At 40.1% G+C, this 19,782-nt stretch carries 21 protein-coding genes; 12 read left to right on the forward strand and 9 right to left on the reverse strand.

Translation table 11 applies throughout. The annotated features are described in order from the left end of the window. The first annotated feature begins 80 nt into the window (after nt 1-80). Entirely contained in the window at nt 81-1,445 is a 1,365-nt protein-coding gene (locus QL995_RS00275; protein WP_290291460.1) for a leucyl aminopeptidase family protein, read from the forward strand. A gap of 43 nt (nt 1,446-1,488) precedes the next feature. Here the strand turns inward: QL995_RS00275 and QL995_RS00280 are convergent, their stop codons facing one another. Both QL995_RS00280 and QL995_RS00285 read right to left on the reverse strand, forming a co-directional pair. Then, a complete protein-coding gene (locus tag QL995_RS00280; RefSeq protein ID WP_290291462.1) occupies nt 1,489-1,875 on the reverse strand; it encodes a VOC family protein in 387 nt (128 codons plus the stop codon). Nucleotides 1,876-1,945: 70 nt separating this feature from the next. Further along, complete coding sequence (locus tag QL995_RS00285; protein WP_290291465.1) at nt 1,946-3,025, reverse strand: ketoacyl-ACP synthase III; 1,080 nt, start codon at nt 3,023-3,025, stop codon at nt 1,946-1,948. Between the two features lie 153 nt (nt 3,026-3,178). On the opposite strand from QL995_RS00285, the gene QL995_RS00290 reads away from it, so the two are divergent. The 7 genes from QL995_RS00290 to QL995_RS00320 all read left to right on the forward strand — a co-directional run bounded on the left by QL995_RS00290 (nt 3,179) and on the right by QL995_RS00320 (nt 8,306). Continuing rightward, nucleotides 3,179-4,486: an amidohydrolase family protein gene (locus QL995_RS00290; RefSeq protein ID WP_290291467.1), complete on the forward strand. Its 1,308-nt coding sequence runs from the start codon at nt 3,179-3,181 to the stop codon at nt 4,484-4,486. 8 nt (nt 4,487-4,494) lie between these two features. After that, on the forward strand, nt 4,495-4,899 hold the full coding sequence (locus QL995_RS00295; RefSeq protein ID WP_007582361.1) for a DUF4440 domain-containing protein: 405 nt from the start codon (nt 4,495-4,497) through the stop codon (nt 4,897-4,899). Nucleotides 4,900-4,960: 61 nt separating this feature from the next. Next, nucleotides 4,961-6,202 (forward strand): ATP-binding protein, encoded by a 1,242-nt coding sequence (locus QL995_RS00300; RefSeq protein WP_290291469.1) that lies wholly within the window; start codon nt 4,961-4,963, stop codon nt 6,200-6,202. Then, nucleotides 6,199-6,726, forward strand: a complete 528-nt coding sequence (locus QL995_RS00305; protein ID WP_290291472.1) for a response regulator — start codon at nt 6,199-6,201, stop codon at nt 6,724-6,726. The genes QL995_RS00300 and QL995_RS00305 overlap by 4 nt, the downstream gene beginning before the upstream one ends. 26 nt (nt 6,727-6,752) lie before the next feature. Further along, the gene (locus tag QL995_RS00310; protein ID WP_169060822.1) at nt 6,753-7,178 is read left to right on the forward strand and encodes a DCC1-like thiol-disulfide oxidoreductase family protein; all 426 of its coding nucleotides are present in this window, start codon (nt 6,753-6,755) and stop codon (nt 7,176-7,178) included. Between the two features lie 306 nt (nt 7,179-7,484). After that, nucleotides 7,485-7,907 (forward strand): hypothetical protein, encoded by a 423-nt coding sequence (locus QL995_RS00315; RefSeq protein WP_290291478.1) that lies wholly within the window; start codon nt 7,485-7,487, stop codon nt 7,905-7,907. 120 nt (nt 7,908-8,027) lie between these two features. Then, nucleotides 8,028-8,306 carry a peptidylprolyl isomerase gene (locus QL995_RS00320; RefSeq protein WP_008171402.1) on the forward strand — a complete coding sequence of 93 codons (279 nt, stop codon included), beginning with the start codon at nt 8,028-8,030 and terminating at the stop codon, nt 8,304-8,306. A 73-nt stretch (nt 8,307-8,379) separates the two neighbouring features. On the opposite strand, the gene QL995_RS00325 is transcribed toward QL995_RS00320, so the two are convergent. The 6 genes from QL995_RS00325 to QL995_RS00350 all read right to left on the reverse strand — a co-directional run bounded on the left by QL995_RS00325 (nt 8,380) and on the right by QL995_RS00350 (nt 12,732). Then, nucleotides 8,380-8,727: an energy transducer TonB gene (locus QL995_RS00325; RefSeq protein ID WP_165722616.1), complete on the reverse strand. Its 348-nt coding sequence runs from the start codon at nt 8,725-8,727 to the stop codon at nt 8,380-8,382. Between the two features lie 167 nt (nt 8,728-8,894). After that, complete coding sequence (locus QL995_RS00330) at nt 8,895-9,554, reverse strand: DsbA family oxidoreductase (RefSeq protein WP_290291487.1); 660 nt, start codon at nt 9,552-9,554, stop codon at nt 8,895-8,897. Nucleotides 9,555-9,674: 120 nt separating this feature from the next. Continuing rightward, a complete protein-coding gene (locus tag QL995_RS00335; RefSeq protein WP_290291489.1) occupies nt 9,675-10,895 on the reverse strand; it encodes a Xaa-Pro peptidase family protein in 1,221 nt (406 codons plus the stop codon). Nucleotides 10,896-10,996: 101 nt separating this feature from the next. Next, nucleotides 10,997-11,605 carry a flavin reductase gene (locus QL995_RS00340; RefSeq protein WP_024605704.1) on the reverse strand — a complete coding sequence of 203 codons (609 nt, stop codon included), beginning with the start codon at nt 11,603-11,605 and terminating at the stop codon, nt 10,997-10,999. A gap of 9 nt (nt 11,606-11,614) precedes the next feature. Continuing rightward, nucleotides 11,615-12,337 (reverse strand): SDR family NAD(P)-dependent oxidoreductase, encoded by a 723-nt coding sequence (locus tag QL995_RS00345; protein WP_197150626.1) that lies wholly within the window; start codon nt 12,335-12,337, stop codon nt 11,615-11,617. After that, nucleotides 12,334-12,732: a DUF393 domain-containing protein gene (locus QL995_RS00350; protein ID WP_010553974.1), complete on the reverse strand. Its 399-nt coding sequence runs from the start codon at nt 12,730-12,732 to the stop codon at nt 12,334-12,336. Before QL995_RS00350 ends, QL995_RS00345 begins: the two co-directional genes overlap by 4 nt. Nucleotides 12,733-12,852: 120 nt before the next feature. On the opposite strand from QL995_RS00350, the gene ppc reads away from it, so the two are divergent. Beyond that, nucleotides 12,853-15,498 (forward strand): phosphoenolpyruvate carboxylase, encoded by a 2,646-nt coding sequence (gene ppc / locus QL995_RS00355; protein WP_007582382.1) that lies wholly within the window; start codon nt 12,853-12,855, stop codon nt 15,496-15,498. Between the two features lie 136 nt (nt 15,499-15,634). Beyond that, on the forward strand, nt 15,635-16,561 hold the full coding sequence (gene cdd, locus QL995_RS00360; protein WP_197100654.1) for a cytidine deaminase: 927 nt from the start codon (nt 15,635-15,637) through the stop codon (nt 16,559-16,561). Nucleotides 16,562-16,629: 68 nt separating this feature from the next. On the opposite strand, the gene udp is transcribed toward cdd, so the two are convergent. Then, a complete protein-coding gene (gene udp, locus QL995_RS00365; RefSeq protein WP_007582384.1) occupies nt 16,630-17,385 on the reverse strand; it encodes a uridine phosphorylase in 756 nt (251 codons plus the stop codon). 454 nt (nt 17,386-17,839) lie between these two features. Here udp and QL995_RS00370 point away from each other — a divergent pair, with 454 nt between their 5' ends. After that, complete coding sequence (locus tag QL995_RS00370) at nt 17,840-18,949, forward strand: arginase family protein (RefSeq protein WP_007582386.1); 1,110 nt, start codon at nt 17,840-17,842, stop codon at nt 18,947-18,949. 129 nt (nt 18,950-19,078) lie between these two features. Next, entirely contained in the window at nt 19,079-19,768 is a 690-nt protein-coding gene (locus QL995_RS00375; protein ID WP_024591832.1) for a transporter substrate-binding domain-containing protein, read from the forward strand. Nucleotides 19,769-19,782: the final 14 nt, after the last annotated feature.

Raw genomic sequence — 19,782 nt, forward strand, 5'->3', positions numbered from 1 at the left:
CCCTTCAAATTAGCGATACCTTTTAGGTGCGCTTATTGATATGCTCTTAAGTACCATTTTTATATTATATGAGCTTTTTAATGAGTGCATTACTACGTCATACATCTTCTGGTATTCCTTTATCTTTTATTCTTAAAAACGAATTATCTGACTGGCAAGCACAGCAGCCTGCATTTATACAAAATTGGTTAACTAATACAGGTTTCGAAAAGCAAGGTGTTGCTTTAATCCCTGATGCTAAAACGGGCGAGTTAAGCCAGGTATTTTGTTTAATGCAAAGTAGCGATGATTTTTGGGCTGCGGGTAATTTAGCAAACACACTGCCTACTGGTACTTATCAAATTCAAGGCGACAGCGCTTTTGTAGAGCAAGTTGCTTTAGGGTTTGTACTTGGTGGTTACGAATTTAGTGAATATAAAGAAAAACCAACAGCAAAAGCGCAATTAGCCATTAGCGATAAAGCGTTATATGAACGCATTAGCCAACAAGCTGATGCCATTACACTTGCACGTGATTTAGTTAATACCCCAGCGGTAGATATGATGCCGCAACATTTATCACAAGTAATGGAAGATTTAGCTGCAACTTACAATGGCGAATTTTCACAGTGGATTGGCGATGAGTTACTAGAGCAAAACTACCCGACTATTCACATGGTGGGTCGTGCAAGCGAAAACAAACCGCGTTTACTCGATTTAAAATGGGGTGCAACAGATGCTCCATTAATTACACTAGTAGGTAAGGGCGTATGTTTTGACTCGGGCGGACTTGATTTAAAACCAAGCTCTGGCATGCGTAACATGAAAAAAGACATGGGCGGCGCAGCACATGTTATTGCACTAGCACAACTTATTATGGCCGCTAACTTACCAATTAGATTACGAGTGCTTGTACCCGCGGTTGAAAATGCAGTATCGCGCAATGCATTTCGCCCTGGCGATGTTGTTAAAACACGCAAAGGCATTATGGTCGAAATTGATAATACAGACGCAGAAGGGCGCTTAGTATTGTGTGATGCATTAAGCGAAGCACAAAACGATAATCCTGAGCTAATTATTGATTTTGCTACCCTCACGGGTGCATGTCGTGTTGCGTTAGGCACGGAGCTTCCGGGCTTTTTCTCAACAGAGCGCGATGTAGCAAACGGTATTATTGATGCAGGTTTAAGTGTACATGATCCTGTTTGGCAACTTCCGCTGTTTGAGCAATATAAAAACTTACTAAAAAGTGATGTAGCCGATATGGCAAATTGCGCAAGCACACCGTTTGGTGGTGCTATTACTGCGGCGCTTTACTTAAAAGAATTTGTTGAACCAACAACACCGTGGGTACACTTTGATGTAATGGCATGGAACTTACGTGCATTACCAGGTCGTCCAACGGGTGGGGAAGCGTTAGGTATTCGCGCGGTGTTTAATTACCTACAAAATCGTTTTAATAAGTAAATTTTTGATTCAATAGTAAGTGAATAACTTGAGCTTATGAGTGTTAAACCTCATAAAGCTCAAGTGGCAAGTTATCTGGATCGGCAAAAAAGGTAAACTTTTTGCCGGTTATTTCATCCACTCTAATATCCTCAACGTTTACATTACACGACTCTAAATACGTTTTTGAAATCTGTACATCAGCTACCTTAAAAGCTAAATGTCTTAAGCCTTGTGCTTCGGGATAGCTTGGTCTTGCGGGCGCTCCATCAAACGAAAATAGCTCTATTTGGCTACCATCGGGCATGGCTAAATCTAATTTATATGAATTACGATCAGCTCTAAAGTGCTCATTAATAATGTTAAGTTTAAGTACATTGCTATAAAAGTGTTTAGAACGTGCATAGTCACTGCAAATAATGGCAGCGTGGTGAATACCTAAAAGTTTCAAATTTAATTCCTTAAAAAGCAAAAACGCACTTAATTAAGTGCGTTTTATATGTGACTTATTACATGTTGTGTTAGCTTGGCTGCGCTTCTTTACATGCTTTAACGGCCGGTGCTACAAGTTCTAAACCGGTTTTATCACATGGCGGTAAAGCGGCATCGCTTACACTAATAGGCGTTACGCGTTCGCCCCATTTTATGTAACTTGCAGCCCAGGTAAGGCCTGCACCAAATGCAGCAGACATAATGTTTGAATGCGGTTTAATTAACCCTTGCTCAACGGCTTCACATAACGCAATAGCAATCGTAGCAGCAGAGGTATTACCATACTCACCAATGTTAACCATTACTTTTTCGTCAGGTACTTTTAAACGATGTTGAATAGCCTGAATAATACGTAAGTTAGCTTGGTGTGGAACGAGTACATTAATGTCATCAAGGCTCAAATCGGCTTGTTTAAGTACGTCGTCGCACGCTTCGCTCATGCCTTTGACAGCACGTTTGAAAATTTCACGACCTTCAAATAATAAATCAGATGGACCAATTGGCTCATATTTATTTAAATCACTACCAAAGTTAGTGATGTGTAAAATATCGCGGTCTTCACTGTCACAACCAGTTTTGGTTGCTAGTAAACCAGCTGGCGTATCTGCCGCTTCAAGTACTACTGCACCTGCGCCATCGCCAAATAAAACAGCGCTATCGCGACGTGCCCAGTTTACGTACCAGGTCATACGCTCAGCGGCAATGACCACTGCTTTTTTGATCATACCCGCTTGAATTTGCGCTGTAGCAGCTTGCAATGCATATAAAAAGCCCGAACATGCCGCGTTTGTATCCATTGCGGCAGCGCCTGTTGCACCAATATTTTTTTGCACTTGTGAGGCAGTATTTGCCACAACTGTAGAAGGTGTACAGGTTGCTAATATCACTAAATCAATATCTTCAGGATCAACGCCTGCGCACGCAATAGCATGCTTAGCTGCAACGGTTGCCAGCTCGGCGGTACTTACATGGCTCACTCGGCGAGATTTAATGCCTGTACGCGAGGTTATCCACTCGTCGGTGGTATCAACTATTTCACTAATTTCATCGTTGCTAATGCTTGCTGGTGGAATGCATTTACCCCAACCAGTGATATGTGCGTAAGGCATAGTATGTTCTCTTAAGGTGGTCTGACATGTATTACTAATGGGTGAGTTATACCAAAAAACGGCTTTCAAGACTAGTTTATAGCATGCTTTGTGTCGTAAATATTCGCAATTACAGGTTATTTAAGGTAATGCTAGTATAAAAAAGGAGCAAGTATGAAAACAACACTAATAACAACATTCACTGCAATAACGCTGGCATTAATAGCAAATGGGGCTTTTGCTCAACAACATAAAATTATTTATGCGGGCAGTTTACTTGCATCCGAGGATCAAAAAGTAAAAACAGAGCAAACGTTAGTCATAACAGATAATACAATAACAGCCATTAAAAACGGCTACCTCACAAAAGCAGAACTTAACCTACCTGATGCCGATATTATCAATCTTAAAAATCAATTTGTAATGCCTGGCTTTATTGATATGCATGTTCACGTTACGTTTGAGCGAGATGCTAAAGCAAACCCTCACCGCTGGGCAACAGAATATGACGCCGATTATGCTTTGCGCTCAATTAAATATTTACAACGTACGCTCGATGCGGGTTTTACATCAGTGCGAGATTTAGGCAGCGATCACAAAGTTATATTTCCGCTAAAACGTGCTATTGAGCGAAATGATATTAACGGCCCTCGCATTTTTGCAGCGGGTAATACAATATCGCCTACCGGTGGACACGCAGATATGCACGGTTATCGAAAAGATATTACAGATGCGGTTACAGGCGGGATTGGTATATGTAATGGCGCGGATGATTGTAGCCGTGCGGTACGCGAGGTAATTAAAAGTGGCGCTGATGTAATTAAAATTACTGCCACGGGTGGAGTACTAAGTAATACCGCTGCTGGTGTTAACCAACAACTTACAGATGCAGAGCTGATTGCAATTGTTGATACTGCTCATCACTTGGGGCGTAAAGTTACAGCGCATGCACACGGTACACAAGGTATAAAAGCGGCCTTAAAAGCCGGTGTAGATTCTATTGAGCATGGCTCTTATTTAGATAAAGAGGCAATAAAGTTATTTAAAAAAACGGGAGCTTATTTAGTACCGACGCTTTTAGCGGGTGCAACGGTAAGTGAAGAGGTGCTTACAAATCCAAATATGCCACCGGCAATAGCCGACAAAGTGCGTGAAGTAACTCCAAAAATGCAGGCTTCGTTTAAGCTTGCACTGAAAAACAAGGTTAATATAGCTTTTGGAACAGACTCTGGGGTGTCTCGTCATGGGCTCAATGCTAACGAATTTAGTTTAATGGTAAACAATGGTATGAGCGAAGCCCAAGCTATTAAATCAGCAACCATACATGCAGCTAAACTGCTGGGGAAAAGCGCACTCATTGGCGACTTGAGTGTTGGTAAACAAGCAGATATTATCAGTGTGAATGGCTCACCGCTTAAAAATATCGACGTACTTAAAAACGTGCAATTTGTTATGAAAGCCGGGCAAGTTTATAAACAATAGGGAAGGTTATGAGCAGCAAGATAAAAGTGTCGTTGTTTAATCATTTGATTGACGCTGAGCGCCAGTTACTAGACCCAGAAGTTCGCCAATCTGAGCGCGCATTAGACGCTTTACTCGATGATGAATTTATCGAAATTGCTGCCAATGGCACTACATTTAATAAATACCAAGTACTTACCCGCTTACCTACCGAGGTTGTGCCACAGTTTTATAATCAGCATTTTAAGGGCCGAATGCTAAGTGATGACGTAGTGCAACTTAGTTATCAAGCAGCTTATAGGCGCTCTGCTCGCAGTGAATTTAATTATTCATTGCGTATGTCGCTTTGGCGCCAAACTAGTGGGCAATGGAAAATGGTGTTTCACCAAGGAACGCCTTGTGCACCGTTTTCAATTTCGATGGATGATGATTAAAAACCATATAACCGTTAAAATAACCTTATTAAACATTTGATTGGGCAATTACCTCTTGTTAATGCGTACCGACCCCACCATTAGTCGACTATTAATGCTGCGAAGCGGCGCTATTGCGGTGCAATTAATCGCGGTGCTTAGCGTTTATTTTTTACTAGAACATCAAATTGCATTACTGCCTTTACTGATTGTTATTGCCGTTGAGGCTGTGTTTCAGCTTATTAGCCTGTTTGCCTATCGTAATGTAAGCCGCGCTAAACCTTTGGGTATGTTGATGCAGTTAACCGCTGATGTATTATTTTTAACGGTTTTGCTCTCGCTAAGCGGTGGTGCAACCAATGCATTTGTATCACTGTTATTGCTCCCAATAATGATAGCCGCTGTTACGCTGCGAGAAAAAGGATTAGCTTATATTGCGGTATTAGCCATTGCCGCATACAGTTTTCTACTGATTAAGATGCCCGATCACAGTATGCATCAAATGAATATGAGTGGTCACTTTATTGGCATGTGGGTTAATTTTGTTTTAAGTGCTAGCGTAATCGCATTAGTGATTGGCGCAATGAGCAGGGCACTTAAAGAGCGAGAGCGAATTATTGCAAACGTGCGTGAAAAACAATTACGTAATGAACAGCTTGTTACCCTTGATGGGGCCGCTGCACAAATAACCCATCAACTAGCGACCCCAATTGCAAATTTACAGCTATTGTTTGAAGAGTTATTAGAAGACCAACCAAACAACCCCATTGTTAAGCACATGCAAGCGCCGCTTACTCAGTGTAGTACGCAACTTAACGACTTTAGAAAACTCTCAGAGCAGCTACGCCTCAAAAATTCGCAAGAGCATACCAGCGTAAAGCAACTGCAGACACAAATTACAGACACACTTCTACTGCAATACCCTGATCAGCAAATTAAATGGATTACGCCACCTATTGCAGCAACATTGATAAGTGATGCCATGTTATTGCCTGCTATTTTAAATTTATTGCAGAACGCCGCGCTCGCTAATCAAAAACAAGGCCAAACTCAATTAGAGCTGAGTTGGCAGCAAGATAACTTACATAGTGAATGCGTTTACTTGTTAATTCGTGATTTTGGCCCTGGCTTTTCATCATCGCAATTAGCAGAGCTGGGCGGGCAACTTATGCCAAGCGATCAAGGAATGGGGCTTGCTGTGCTTTTATCAAATGTTACTTTTGAGCGTTTGAATGGCTCACTTACCTTGTTTAACCATGCAGATGGCGGCGCTGTCGCCAAAGTTAAACTCGCTATTGTAAACACTGAGAATAACGCCTCATGAAGTTACTTATAATTGAAGACGACATAAATTTAGCCAACACCCTGGCAAGGCGTTTAACTAAACAGGGCTTTACCTGCGAGGTGGCGCATAACCAAAGTGATGCGTTACTTACCGCGCGTAAACTATTGCCTGACTTTGTTTTATTAGACATGAAACTAGGTGACGACAACGGACTTGCACTCATAAAGCCGCTGCGTAGTTTGCTCACCCAAGCTCATATTGTTTTACTAACTGGGTTTGCAAGTATTGCAACTGCAGTAGAAGCAATGCGTTTAGGCGCAAACGACTACCTTACTAAACCGGTTGATATGGCAACATTATTAAAAGCGCTTAACACCGAGCCTGTGTCATCGGCATCGAGTGCTATTGATGATGCGGTTATGTCGCCGGAGCGCTTAGAGTGGGAGCATATTCAACAAGTACTGCACAGTAATAATGGCAATGTGTCGGTTACCGCGCGGCAACTTAATATGCATAGACGTACTTTGCAGCGCAAGTTACAAAAAAAGCCGGTGCAGCAGTAAAAAGTACTTAATTTAAGGAAAGTGTTATGAGCGATGATGCAGCGACAATAATACAAAATCAAAAAATTATATTATTTGATGCGCAATGTAAGCTTTGCAGCGCGTGGTGTAACTTTATTATTGCTCACGACACTAATACTATTTTTAAATTATGCAGCGTGCAATCTCCAAAAGGGGAACTGTTGTTAACGCATTTTGGTTTTTCAACAAGTGAATATGCCTCAATGGTGTTTGTTGAAAACGGTAAAGCGTATACACAAAGTCATGCTTTTTTTAACGTTGTTAAGCAGCTAGGTTACCCATACAAGCTAGCAAACGTATTCAGTATTTTGCCAAATAGGTTTAATAATTGGTTATACGATAGGGTTGCTTTAAATAGGTATTCGTTATTTGGAAAATATCAGTATTGCAGAATTCCCAACCCAGAGGATGCTAAACATTATTTAACCTGAACGCAGGTAAAGAAATTTACTAATGTTTTGAATCATAGTGCTCCATTAGACAAATACTTTAAGCAGTGGAATAACCGCAATGATGCAATATAAGCTGCTTATGCATCGGTCAGCTGTTAGGGTTTTTTCTTCTTGCCTTTGGTTGATTACTGCTAATCTTGAGGTATTAATTTATACAAATTGATAGGTTATAAAATGGCTAGGCCTCTCAGGTTAGAGTGTACGGATGCGTTATAGGGCTATCCTCCCCGAAAATTAATAGAAGCCAAATGTATAATTTTCTTATTGTAAACATAGGAGGAAAATATGAAAAAATTTATATCTATGTCTAAATTGTTATTTTTAATAGTAGCTGTTTTTTCTGTAAAAGCATTTCCTTTACAGGAAAATATTGAATGTAAAAAAGTATCATGGGGTCAACTGTTTAAGAATCAAAGTGAGCTGATTGGAACTAAAGTGTGCTTAGTTGGATATTATGGACACCTTGATTTTTATGAAGATCGTGCAGCTTTAGAGAATATGTCAAAGCAATACTTAGTATTCCCATTTTACGGTGATTTAACGGAGGGGTTTGTTAAGCGTTGTAGCAATAGAATGCTTTTAGTGGAGGGCGTTATTTCCAGCCATGAAAAAAGTAAAGCACCACGAATAAGGAAAGTAACTAGGTTAAGCCCATTCTCAGACCCTGAATATAGCTGCTTAGATCAAATATCAGGTTTCGTGAATTAAAGTGTACTATTGAGTGTTGCCAATTATTAGATTGGTTAGCTATAAGTAGATGCTAGGTTTAGGTGGCTGTGCTAAAATCGCCGCGTTTAATTTTAGCTAACGGTATAAAAGGCTTTTTTAATGGCAAACACAGCACATGCACTTCACATTTTGGTTAAGCACAAAGAAATTGCAGAAGATATTATTAAGCAATTGGGTAAAGGTGCAAAGTTTCAAACCTTAGCTAAAAAGTATTCGTCATGCCCATCGGGCAAAAAAGGCGGGGATTTAGGTGAATTTGGACGCGGGCAAATGGTCCCACAGTTTGACAAAATTGCATTTAAAGGTGCAATTTTAGAACCCCACCTAGTTAAAACAAAATTCGGCTGGCATGTTATTAAAGTGCTTTATCGTACTTAGTTTACTTTTTAGTAAGAAGTAACCTTCGCTATATAGAAAAAGGCTGCAATGTGCAGCCTGTTTTAGTTAGTTATTATTTTGCTAAATTAAAATCTATAGTCATTTCTAAATTCTCATCAACTACCGCAATACCATTAACTACTTTAGGTGCGTAACGCCATTTAGAAAGAGAGCGAATCGCTGCTTTATCAAAAATTTTCACAGGCTCAGCTTTAATCACTTTAATATTAACTGGCTTACCAGATGCATTTACATCAAAAGACATTGTCACACTACCTTCAATTTTTTCACGGACACTTTTAATTGGATACTCTGGAGGGCTGGGCATTATTAGCGTAGAGTTAGGGCTATCAGGTAGAGGTGTTGTCGAACATGCGGTTAAAAGAAACAGTGAAGTTAATGTTGTAATTATATATTTCATTATAAATCCCTTTATAGGTATTGTTATCGATTAGTTAGATGTAGTTTCTATAATGACACCAAAAGAGATTTAAGGTGAATAATAAATTTGTATTGTTTTTGAACTGATGAATATACGAGAAAGGCTGCAATGTGCAGCCTTTCTTAATTTTAAACTTTATTTGTATATTAAGCGTCTTCCTTGGCTTCTTCTTCACTAATTTGTTTTAGTGCTTGAATGAATGAGTCGCTTGGTTGTCCGCCAGTAAGTGCATATTTATCGTTTATGATAAACGTAGGTACTGAAGTAATACCCATCTGTTTAAAGTTGTCTTGCTCTTGGCGTACGTCTTGTACGTATTTGTCTGAATGTAGAATACCGCGCGCAGTTTCTTTATCAAGACCCACTTTTTCAACAACGTCGAGCAACGCTTCTTCTTGATTTAAGTATTTTAAATCTGTGAAGTGCGCTTCAAAAAAGGCGAGTTTAAGCTGCGTTTGCTTACCTTCTTCACGTGCCCACATTAATAAACGATGCAAATCAAAGCTGTTGATCATGATGCGTTTACCATCAAAATTAAAGGTAAACCCAGCACGCTGACCGGCTTCGAACATGTTTTTACGATTTTCGTCGCCTTGTTCTTCACTTAGGTTGTACTTTTGCATTAAATGTTCGTTTAAGTCTTGACCTTCAATTGGCATATCTGGGTTTAGTTCAAAAGGATGCCACGTAATATCTGCGCTCATTTCGTCTTTAAGTTGCTCTAGTGCAGTTTCTAGGTTTTTATAACCCACTACACACCAAGGGCACATTACGTCTGAAACGATATCAATTTTAAAGTTTTTCATATTTATCCTTTTGAGGATTGCTTATAACTAAGTATAAAAAAGGATATTGGGATTAATTTAGCTTTATCAATACCAAACTAAAAAGAGCAGCTAAACAGCTGCTCTTGAAGGTATTCAGTTTTAGGCGCTAAGCCCAAATGGGTCGTCAATGCTATAACTTGGTTGTGTAAACCAATGAGGGCCGTTGTCGGTCATGTAAAAATGATCTTCTAAACGCACGCCAAATTCATCGGGTATAACTAACATTGGCTCGTTACTAAAGCACATGCCTGGGGCAAGTGGGGTTTTATCACCGCCAACTAGGTATGGCCATTCATGAATGTCTAGCCCAATGCCGTGACCAGTTCGATGCGGGCAACCCGGTGTTTGGTAATGCGGACCTAGCCCTTGCGCCGCTAAATAAGTACGTGCGCCAGCATCTACGTCTTCGCAGGTGGCACCGATTTTAGCTGCATTAAATGCCGCCATTTGCGCTGCTTTTTCATGATCCCAAAACATCCGTTGGCGCATTGTAGGTTCGCCAAATACATAGGTACGGGTAATATCAGATAGGTAATCGTGTACTTTACAGCCGGTATCAATTAATACCATATCGCCTTTTTTAAGTACTTGGGCGTCTTTAACACCGTGCGGAAAAGACGTTGCAATACCAAATAAAACAATACAAAAATAGTTACCTGGCGCGCCTACTTTTTGATGTGCTTGCTTGATAAAGGCTTCTACTTCGGTGGTGGTTATTCCCTCATAAAGCATGCTTGCTGTGGCTTGATGTACGGCTAAGGTCATATCCATCGCGCGCTGCATCAAGCTAAGCTCGTGAATTGATTTATGCATACGGCAATGCGCCGTTACAGGTTGTGCGTTTATGAGTGTTAAACCCGTTTGCGCTTTATTAATGCCGTCGAATATAAAAAACTGCGCGCTTTCATCAATGCCAATGGTTGCGTTTTCATTAATGTTTAGTTTTTTTAATACTTCGACAAAAAGTGCATAAGGATTTTCGTGCTCTTGCCACCCATGGATAGGTCCCTCTATTACTTTAAAGCCGTTTAGTGAACCAATTTCGAAATAAGGCGCAATGTATTGTACTTCACCAAGGGCGGGTAATATCGCGCCAACCATGCGCTCGCTCGCGTACCATTTCATACCTGTAAAGTAGGTTAGGTTGGTGCCAGCGTTTAAATAAATTGCATCTATGTTGTTTGCAAGCATATAAGCTTGCGCTTTGGCTATGCGCTCTAAATGTTCGTCAGCTGCAATAGGGGTTAGCGTTAGCGTCATATTACTTAAGCTTGCCAACGCTTGTTCGCTTGATTGTGTACCTATACCTATAGTGGTCATGTTTTTCTCCTTGGATTTTTAGCTAGTGTGATTAATACCAAGGTAAAATTCAATGTTATGCGATAAGAGGCTAATAGTTTATAGCCTCTTAAATGGTCATATTATTTTTTAGCGTAAGGTAAACGCGTGAGTTTATTGCTTGTGTGGTAGCTATCAAGCCCGGTTACTGCGACTGTTTCTATTGCTTGTAAATCTAGGAAACCATCGCTTTGCAGCGCGGCTTTATCAACAAAAACATCCATAATTTCGCCAATAACGAGCTCAGTCCCATTGATGGCTAAATGTTGATTTTCTACAAATTTAACCGAGTACTTTAAGCGGCTTTCTTTTACAAAAGGGGCTGCAAAGTCGTTTAAGTATTCAGGTGTTAAGCCTGTAGCATCAAACTCAGACTCGTCTTTATCGTACCGAGCTGAAGTTTGATGAGCTTGTTTGTAAATTGACTTATTAACTTGGTTAATGGTGTAAGTGCCCGTTTGTAAAATGTTTTCAAATGTATGACGCGGCACACTATGAGGGCGCATAATCATGGCGACTAAAGGTGGGTTAGCCCCAAGGTGAATAACCGAGCTTACAATCGACAAGTTGGTATTGCCGAGTAAGTCTTGCGTGCCAATTAAATTAGCGCTTTTAAAACCCGAAAGAGAATTAATTAAATGTGTACGGGTATGTTTTTCAAGTGCGTCTATACGCGCTTTAGTAAAATGCATTAGAAGTCCTTACCACGGTATTGTAGAGCCTTGCCAATCTAAGTAAGCAGGCTCACCGTTTAGTTTTAAATCAGGGTTATTATTTGTTAATTCAAATAGTTGCTTGGCTACAAATTCAGGCGTAAATAATTTGCCTTCGGGTACATTTTTTTGAAAGGGCTTTGAAAGTGCTGTATCGGTAGTGCCAGGGTGAAAGAGAATGAGTTTGGTATTTTTAGCACGACGAGCAAGCTCTATAGCAGCGGTTTTAAATAGCATGTTAAGCGCCGCTTTAGATGCGCGGTAAGTATACCAACCACCTAATTTATTGTCGTTTATGCTGCCTACGCGCGCACTGAGTGCTGTAATAGTACACTGCGTTTTGTGGGTTAACAGCGGCAATACGCTCTGCAAGCAAAGTAGGGGAGTTAGGGTGTTTGAATTTAGAAGTTGGCTAAAATACTCAGCGTCTAAATCCTCCATCTTTTTTTCAGGCATATGGGTTTCGTTGTGCAGTGTACCATTGAATATAATAACTTGTTGTATATCGGCATTTTGCTCTTTTAGGTAATTAGTAACGCGCGCTAAACTTTGTTTTGTGTAGTCAGTATGCAGGTGGACAACACTTGAGCCAGATTCAATACTTTTTGAACTAATACAAACGATCTGATGAGTAGGCGTGTTTATTTGTAGATGTTCTATATATGCATTTGCTATGGCACTGCTTGCGCCGAATAAAACAATAGTTTTCATTTATCACCTTTTGCTTTTAGTCCACATTGGCCGTTACTGCACTGAGTATTTGGCATTAAAAAGCGACTGATGGGGTGCCGATACTTAGCAAATAATAGGTATCCGCAGTCAGCGAAAAAGCGAATTATTGGCAAGCGAAAAATTTTCAACCAGCTGTGTTTACCCACTATTTTCCATGCTTCGTAAGTTACATCAAGCCCATAAATCATTTCACCTGATTGCTTTTGAGCTTGCAGGTAGTTCATTGCTTTGTCTTTATCAATATACGGGTAGCGCTCACTGAAGTCGCTCGCGTTAAGATCTTCAAGCGTAATTAAGTTTTTGTTATCAGCGTGTTTTAGTTGCTGCATTTCGGTGCTACAAAGAGGGCAGTTACCATCGTAAAAAATGATCATGTGAATGCTTTGTGATTATTTTATATATACTTTTTTACGACAAGACATTGCAAATGGATCTATTAAATATCTCTTCATGATGATATTAATAGTGTCCTACGAAAAAATGGAGACTGATAAATGAGTGAACAATACGCCGCCTTGCGAGGTAATGTAAATTTACTAGGGCAACTACTAGGACAAACAATCAAAGATGCCCAAGGTCAAGCGATTTTAGATAAAGTGGAAGAAATTCGTGCTTTATCAAAATCATCTCGCAGTGGTAACGAAGACGACAGACAAGCGCTAATAGATGTTTTACATGCGCTTAGTGATGAAGAGCTTTTACCGGTTGCCCGTTCATTTAATCATTTTTTAAACCTTGCTAATGTAGCAGAGCAATTTCATACCGTTTCGCGTTTTAATGACGTTGGCCTTGGCCAACAAAACCCTCTCACTCAAACATTAAAAACGTTAGCTACAAAAGCAGAACAAGGCCAGTTAGACAGTAATCATTTGGCCGAAACACTCTCAAAACTCCACATAAACTTAGTATTGACTGCTCACCCAACCGAGGTTACGCGCCGTACTATTATTAACAAACACGTTGAACTAAGTGATTGCTTAGCGTCATTAGAGCGAAAAGATAACTTAGTGCAAGAGCGGGACAATATTTTAAATCGTATTGAACAACTGATTAGCCAAGCTTGGCATACCGACGATATTCGTCGCTCTCGCCCAACGCCAGTTGATGAAGCCAAATGGGGCTATGCAGTAATAGAAAATAGCCTGTGGCATGCGGTTCCGCGCTTTTTACGTGAATTTTCAGCGAATGTTAAAGACCAGTTGAGCTTAGAGTTGCCAATAGATTACAGCCCAATTGAGTTTACATCGTGGATGGGTGGAGACCGTGATGGTAATCCATTTGTAACATCGCAGGTAACAAAAGAAGTGCTTGATCATGGTCGTTGGATGGCACTTAACTTATACATTCAAGATTTAAAAACGTTGTGCGCTGAACTCTCTATGTCAGATGCCAGTGATGAGCTTGTTGAGCTTGCAGGGCAAGAGTTTGAACCATATAGAGCAGTAATCAAAAAGCTTAAAAATCAGGTTGCGGAAACAGTGGCGCACTTAGGTGCTAAAATTAAAAATAAGCGCAGCGATTCACAAGATTTAATTACTAATATTAATCAGCTTAAGCACCCAGTTGAAGTGTGCTATCGCTCGTTATTAAAGTGTAATATGAAAGTAGTTGCGGATGGCTTATTACTTGATTTACTTCACCGTATAAATAGCTTTGGTTTGCGTTTAGCCAAACTTGATGTGCGCCAAGATTCATCTCGCCACGGCGATGTGTTTTCAGAACTGACTCGTTATTTAGGTTTAGGCGACTACAACCAATGGCAAGAGCAAGACAAACAAGCATTTTTACTTGCAGAGCTTAACTCGCGCAGACCGCTTATTCCAAAACATTGGCAACCAAGCCCAGATGTACAAGAAGTACTTGATACCTTTGATGTAATTGCCAAGCAAGACGAAGCAACATTTGGTTTGTATATTATTTCGATGGCACGAACAGCGTCAGACATTTTAGCAGTACAACTATTGCTAAAAGAAAGCGGCTGTAGCTTTGATTTACCAGTAGCACCGTTATTTGAAACACTCGACGATTTAAACGCAGGCAGTGATGTAATTACCACATTGCTTGATAATGTTTGGTATCGCGGGCACATTAAAAACACCCAAAACGTAATGATTGGTTATTCTGATTCAGCTAAAGATGCCGGCATGATGGCAGCAGGTTGGGCGCAGTACGAAGCAATGGATAAACTAGTACAGCTTGCTGATGCACGCGGTATTGAGCTTGTTTTATTCCATGGACGCGGTGGTACAGTAGGACGTGGTGGTGCACCCGCTGCACAAGCGCTGCATTCACAACCACCAGGTTCATTAAAAGGTGGCTTGCGTGTAACCGAGCAAGGCGAGATGATTCGCTTTAAATTTGGTTTACCCGATGTAGCACTGCAAAGCTTAAATATTTACGCAGGCGCAGTTCTGCAAAGTAACTTATTACCGCCACCGGAGCCAAAACCGCAGTGGCGCGAAGTAATGAAGCTAATAAGTGAGGAGTCATGTGAGCATTACCGTAATGTAGTTCGTCATGATGAAAACTTTGTACCTTACTTTAGAATGGCAACACCTGAGCTTGAACTGTCTAAGTTACCGCTTGGCTCTCGCCCTGCAAAACGTAACCCTAATGGCGGCGTTGAAAGCCTGCGTGCTATTCCATGGATTTTTGCGTGGAGCCAAAACCGTTTAATGCTTCCTGCATGGCTAGGTGCGTTAACAGGCTTAAAAGCTGCGCTTAATAAGTACGGCGCAGAAACCCTAAACGAAATGAGCTTACAGTGGCCGTTCTTTAGATCGCGCCTAGAAATGCTAGAAATGGTATTTAGTAAAGCCGATTGTTGGTTGAGTGAGCATTATGATAATGCGCTGGTGGAAGATATGTACAAACCACTGGGTGTAACACTTCGTAAAGAGCTTCAAGAAGCCATTAGCTTAGTGCAATCACTTAGCCCGCAAAAAAGCCTATTAGCCGAACAACCTTGGATTAAGGAGTCGATTAGTTTACGTAACCCGTACACCGATCCACTTAACTTACTACAGGTTGAGCTTTTACGCCGTGCTCGCTCAGAGGAAAAACGCAACGAAGGTGACATTGATAATGCATTAATGATCACGATGACAGGTATTGCAGCAGGTATGCGTAATACCGGCTAACATGTTATTTTGTTAGGTATACCTATTGGTATTAAAAGGGAGCACGCGATGTGCTCCCTTTTTTTGCGTTAAATAGGCTGGTATTTAACACCTTAACCTTTTAAACTACTTAGCCATTGAATAATTAAAAAATGTTATGGCTTCAGCAACTTTTACTGTACAGCAAGATACAGCACTTACAAATTCGCACATCACATTAAACGTAGCGCAAACAGCGTCATTACGTAGTCAATTAAAATCACAACGTGGCATATTAAATTCTAATAATATTAAGCAGTTATGCGCACAACTCAATGTGTCTGATGATGCATTATTACAAGGTTTAGTACCTTTGGCTTCTGAGTATGCTGTTGCGCCGATATCAGATTTTCATGTAGGCGCAATTGTTAAAGCACTTGATGAAAACGATGAGGTAAACTTTTACTTTGGTGCAAATGTAGAGTTTGATCATCAAGCATTGAGTTTAGTGGTTCATGCAGAGCAATCGGCTATAAATAACGCCTGGTTAAACGGCGCCAAAAAAATAGTTAAAATAGCGATTAGCGATGCACCGTGTGGGTATTGTCGTCAGTTTATGAACGAACTCGCTGATGCGAAAGAGTTTGATATTTTATTGCCAGAGCAACACTTTAAATTGGCAGAATTACTGCCGCACTCGTTTGGGCCGACTGATTTAGGTAACGCGTTTAGCTTGTTTAATCCAGAGCCTCACCAGCAAGTATTTGCAAATGATCAACTAGATGAAAAACTAGCAAGTACAGCATTAAACGCATACGTACCCTATAGTAAAAACTTTAGTGCAGTAAAAATTAGTACATTTAAAAATGGTGATTTTTACGGAAGTTACGCAGAAAACGCAGCGTACAGCCCAAGCTTGTCGCCACTGCAAAGTGCGCTTAGCCAATTATTTATCGCAGGGCTTAGCTTTAACGAAAGTACAGTAAAATCAATTACACTTTTAGAAACCGCAGGCCATGAAAACCAAGCGGGTGTAGCACGTGCTGTACTTGCAAGTTTTAAAAATCTACCGGCAATAGAAGTAATTAGCGCTCAGCTAAAATAACCTCTTAAAAACAATAAAGCACAGCCAGAGCTGTGCTTTATAATTTTATCTATTGAGTTTACTTGGTATTAATCAAGTAATACTTTTGCAGCCTCTAATACAACCGCTACAGATTTACGCTCAATTTCACCATGGTCAACATTTGGTATTTCTTGGCGAGTACGATTAACAAGTACGCCAGCTACACATGCTGCTTGTAAGCCAAGGGCTGCACACATAGTAAATAATGTTGCTGATTCCATTTCGTAGTTCATCACGCCCAGTTTTTGCCACTCTTCGCAGCTACCTTGTAGTGATTTAGGAACGTAACCAGAATGCGTATCGTAACGCTCTTGTCCTGGATAAAATGTATCGCTTGATGCAGTAATACCAATATGAAAATCGATATTTAAGTTTTTACATGCTTGTACCATAGCTTGTGTTGCATAAAAGTCAGACACAGCAGGGTAGCTAAGAGGAGCAAAATGCTGGCTTGCACCGTCTAAACGTACAGACGCTTGGCTAATTAAAATTTCGCCTTCGTTGATATGTGGCTGAATCGCACCTGTTGTACCAATACGTAAAAATTTACGCACGCCAAGTTGTGCTAATTCTTCTACTGCAATCGACGTAGATGGACCACCAATACCCGTAGAACAAACAACCACCGAATGGCCGTTTAGTTGACCTAAGTAAACATGAAACTCACGAGTTTGAGCAAGGCAGGTTGGGTTGTCTAGGAATTGTGAAATGCGTGCAGCACGATCTGGATCGCCCGGTACAATCGCAAGTTTTGCACCTTTAAGATCGTCAATACATAGTCCTAAGTGAAATACCTTTTCCATAGCTAAGCCTTTTTATAATAAATTGTGTCAATCTAGCATCATTGCTAGAAACGTTTATCAAGTACAGGACGATTGTCCGTTTTATCTTAACTCCTCCAATTAAGTCTTAATAATTTTAAGAACTAATTTGATTTATTCATCAACTATGAATATTCAATCAAGTGCTTATACAAGTAGCCTTGTTGTGCTGTTGACATGTTCAAGCAGACATAATAAGTATCAACCAAGCGCGTAACTACAATTAAATAGTTTATGGAAAATATTCATTAATATTAAATAAATTCAATGGCTTAAGTTTGTATTAAGCACGTAAAAGATAACGTGTTTATTTATATTAGGCACAGACTTATTTAGCAAAGTGGAATTTATTTGAAGTTTAGGCACTTTTGGTGTTTTTGCATAACTAATCAAAAGTAATTAGCTACGTACAGAATAAAAATCGAAGGAGTTTATTATGAGCACACAATTTGAAGCATTTAAAAACAAAGTTGAGCACTGTTTGTGCGCACCGGGTGATGGCGTATACACAGTAAATACTGCAAAGGAGCGCAAAGCCGCACTGCGTAATAAACTTTATGGACAAACTGAAAACGTTGATAATTTGTGGCGCGAGTCTTTAAATGAATTACCAAATTCTCCGCATAAAGCCGTTATGCTAGGTATTAGCTCAGACTGTGGCGGTGGTATTTTACGCGGTGCAAACTGGGGGCCACTGTTTGTGCGCTCAGCTTTAATTGATCAGCAACCGCAGTGTCACTCGTTTGATTTAGGCGATGTACGTGTAATCCCACATTTACTTCATGATAAATACCTAAATGATGCAACCATTTCTAATTGCCAAAAAGCCCTATACGGTAATGAAGATAACGACTACTACGTAAGCCCATTATCAATCACTGAGGATGTATGCGACAGTTTTTACGCAACATTTAAAGATAAAGGGATATTTGGTATTGGTGGCGATCACTCAATTAGTTACCCACTTACCAAAGCCTACTTAAAAGCAAAACGTGAGCAAGGTAAGCGTACCGCTATTATTCACTTTGACGCGCATACCGATTTACTTGTTGAGCGCCTAGGCATAGATTTATGTTTTGGCTCGTGGTGTACGCATATTTTAGAGTTTTTACCGGCACCACATCATTTAATACAATTTGGTATACGCTCAAGTGGCAAGCCTAAAGCGCACTGGGAAAGTACCTTTGGCGTTAAGCAACATTGGGCACATGAAATCATTGAGCGCGGCGCAGCAGCGGTTGCTGCCGACGCTATTGCACAATTAAAAGCTGATAACGTTGATGAAGTATACGTAAGCTTTGATATTGATGCGCTTGATGCAGAGTTTGCATCTGCCACAGGTACGCCAGAGCATAACGGTTTAACACCACAGCATGCGCTTGATATTTTATCAGCCATTGCGGATGAGTTTCCGATTACGGGTGCTGATATGATGGAAATAGCGCCATTTACCGACAGCTCTTTAGTGGGTCAATCAAGCTCTGAAACGACACTTAGAGAAGGCGCTAAAATTTCAGCCTTTTTAATTAGTGCGATGAACAAGTAAGCTGTAGGAGCTATAAATATTAGCACTATCAGCGTATAAGTGTGCATTACATGACTAAAAACTAGCAGTTCATAAAGCCTCAGCTATATTTATTAAATACTTATAATGAGTTAGTTGAGGCCTTGCTAAATGAAATTATTGATCTTTTTATTGTTCATTAGCTGTATTAAAGTTGATGCAACTGAAATCACAATAGTAACGGAAGTATTTCCGGACTTTCAGTATCTCAATGAAGATAATAAACTCGTTGGCCGTTCTGTCGATAAAGTTCATAAAGCGCTAGAAGGCACTGGTATAAAATACACTATGTTGGCGCATAGTTGGGCCATATCTTACAATGCAGCGCTACGCGATAAAAATACCTGTATATTTTCAATTGTTCGATTACCTAATAGAGAAAGTAAGTTTAACTGGGTAGGTGAACTGGAAAGCTTTGATTCTGCTATTTATGGTCTAAAGTCCAGAGGTATAAAGTTAAATACTCTCAATGATGCTAAAAAATATAAAATAGCAGTACTGCGTGATAACTTTAGTCATCACTATTTGCTTGAGAGAGGCTTTAGTGAGAACAAGCATTTATTACTCATCGATAGCCTAGATAAAATAGATAAACTTATAAGCACTCGTCACGATATTCTTGATTTTGTTGTTCTTAGCAAAAAGCAATTTAGCTATCGAATAAAAACTGAGCCTAGGCTTGAGCTACTCGAGCCATTACTAAATCTAAATACAGCTCAATCTCCATTATTTTTTGCTTGTAATATAAATATGGATCCGGCCTTAGTTGTTCAATTAAAAGTCGCCTTTAAAGGCAATTAAACAGTTTAAAAAAC

It is taken from the genome of Pseudoalteromonas sp. APC 3358 (assembly GCF_030408075.1).
In the GTDB taxonomy this organism is placed as follows: Bacteria; Pseudomonadota; Gammaproteobacteria; order Enterobacterales; family Alteromonadaceae; genus Pseudoalteromonas; species Pseudoalteromonas arctica.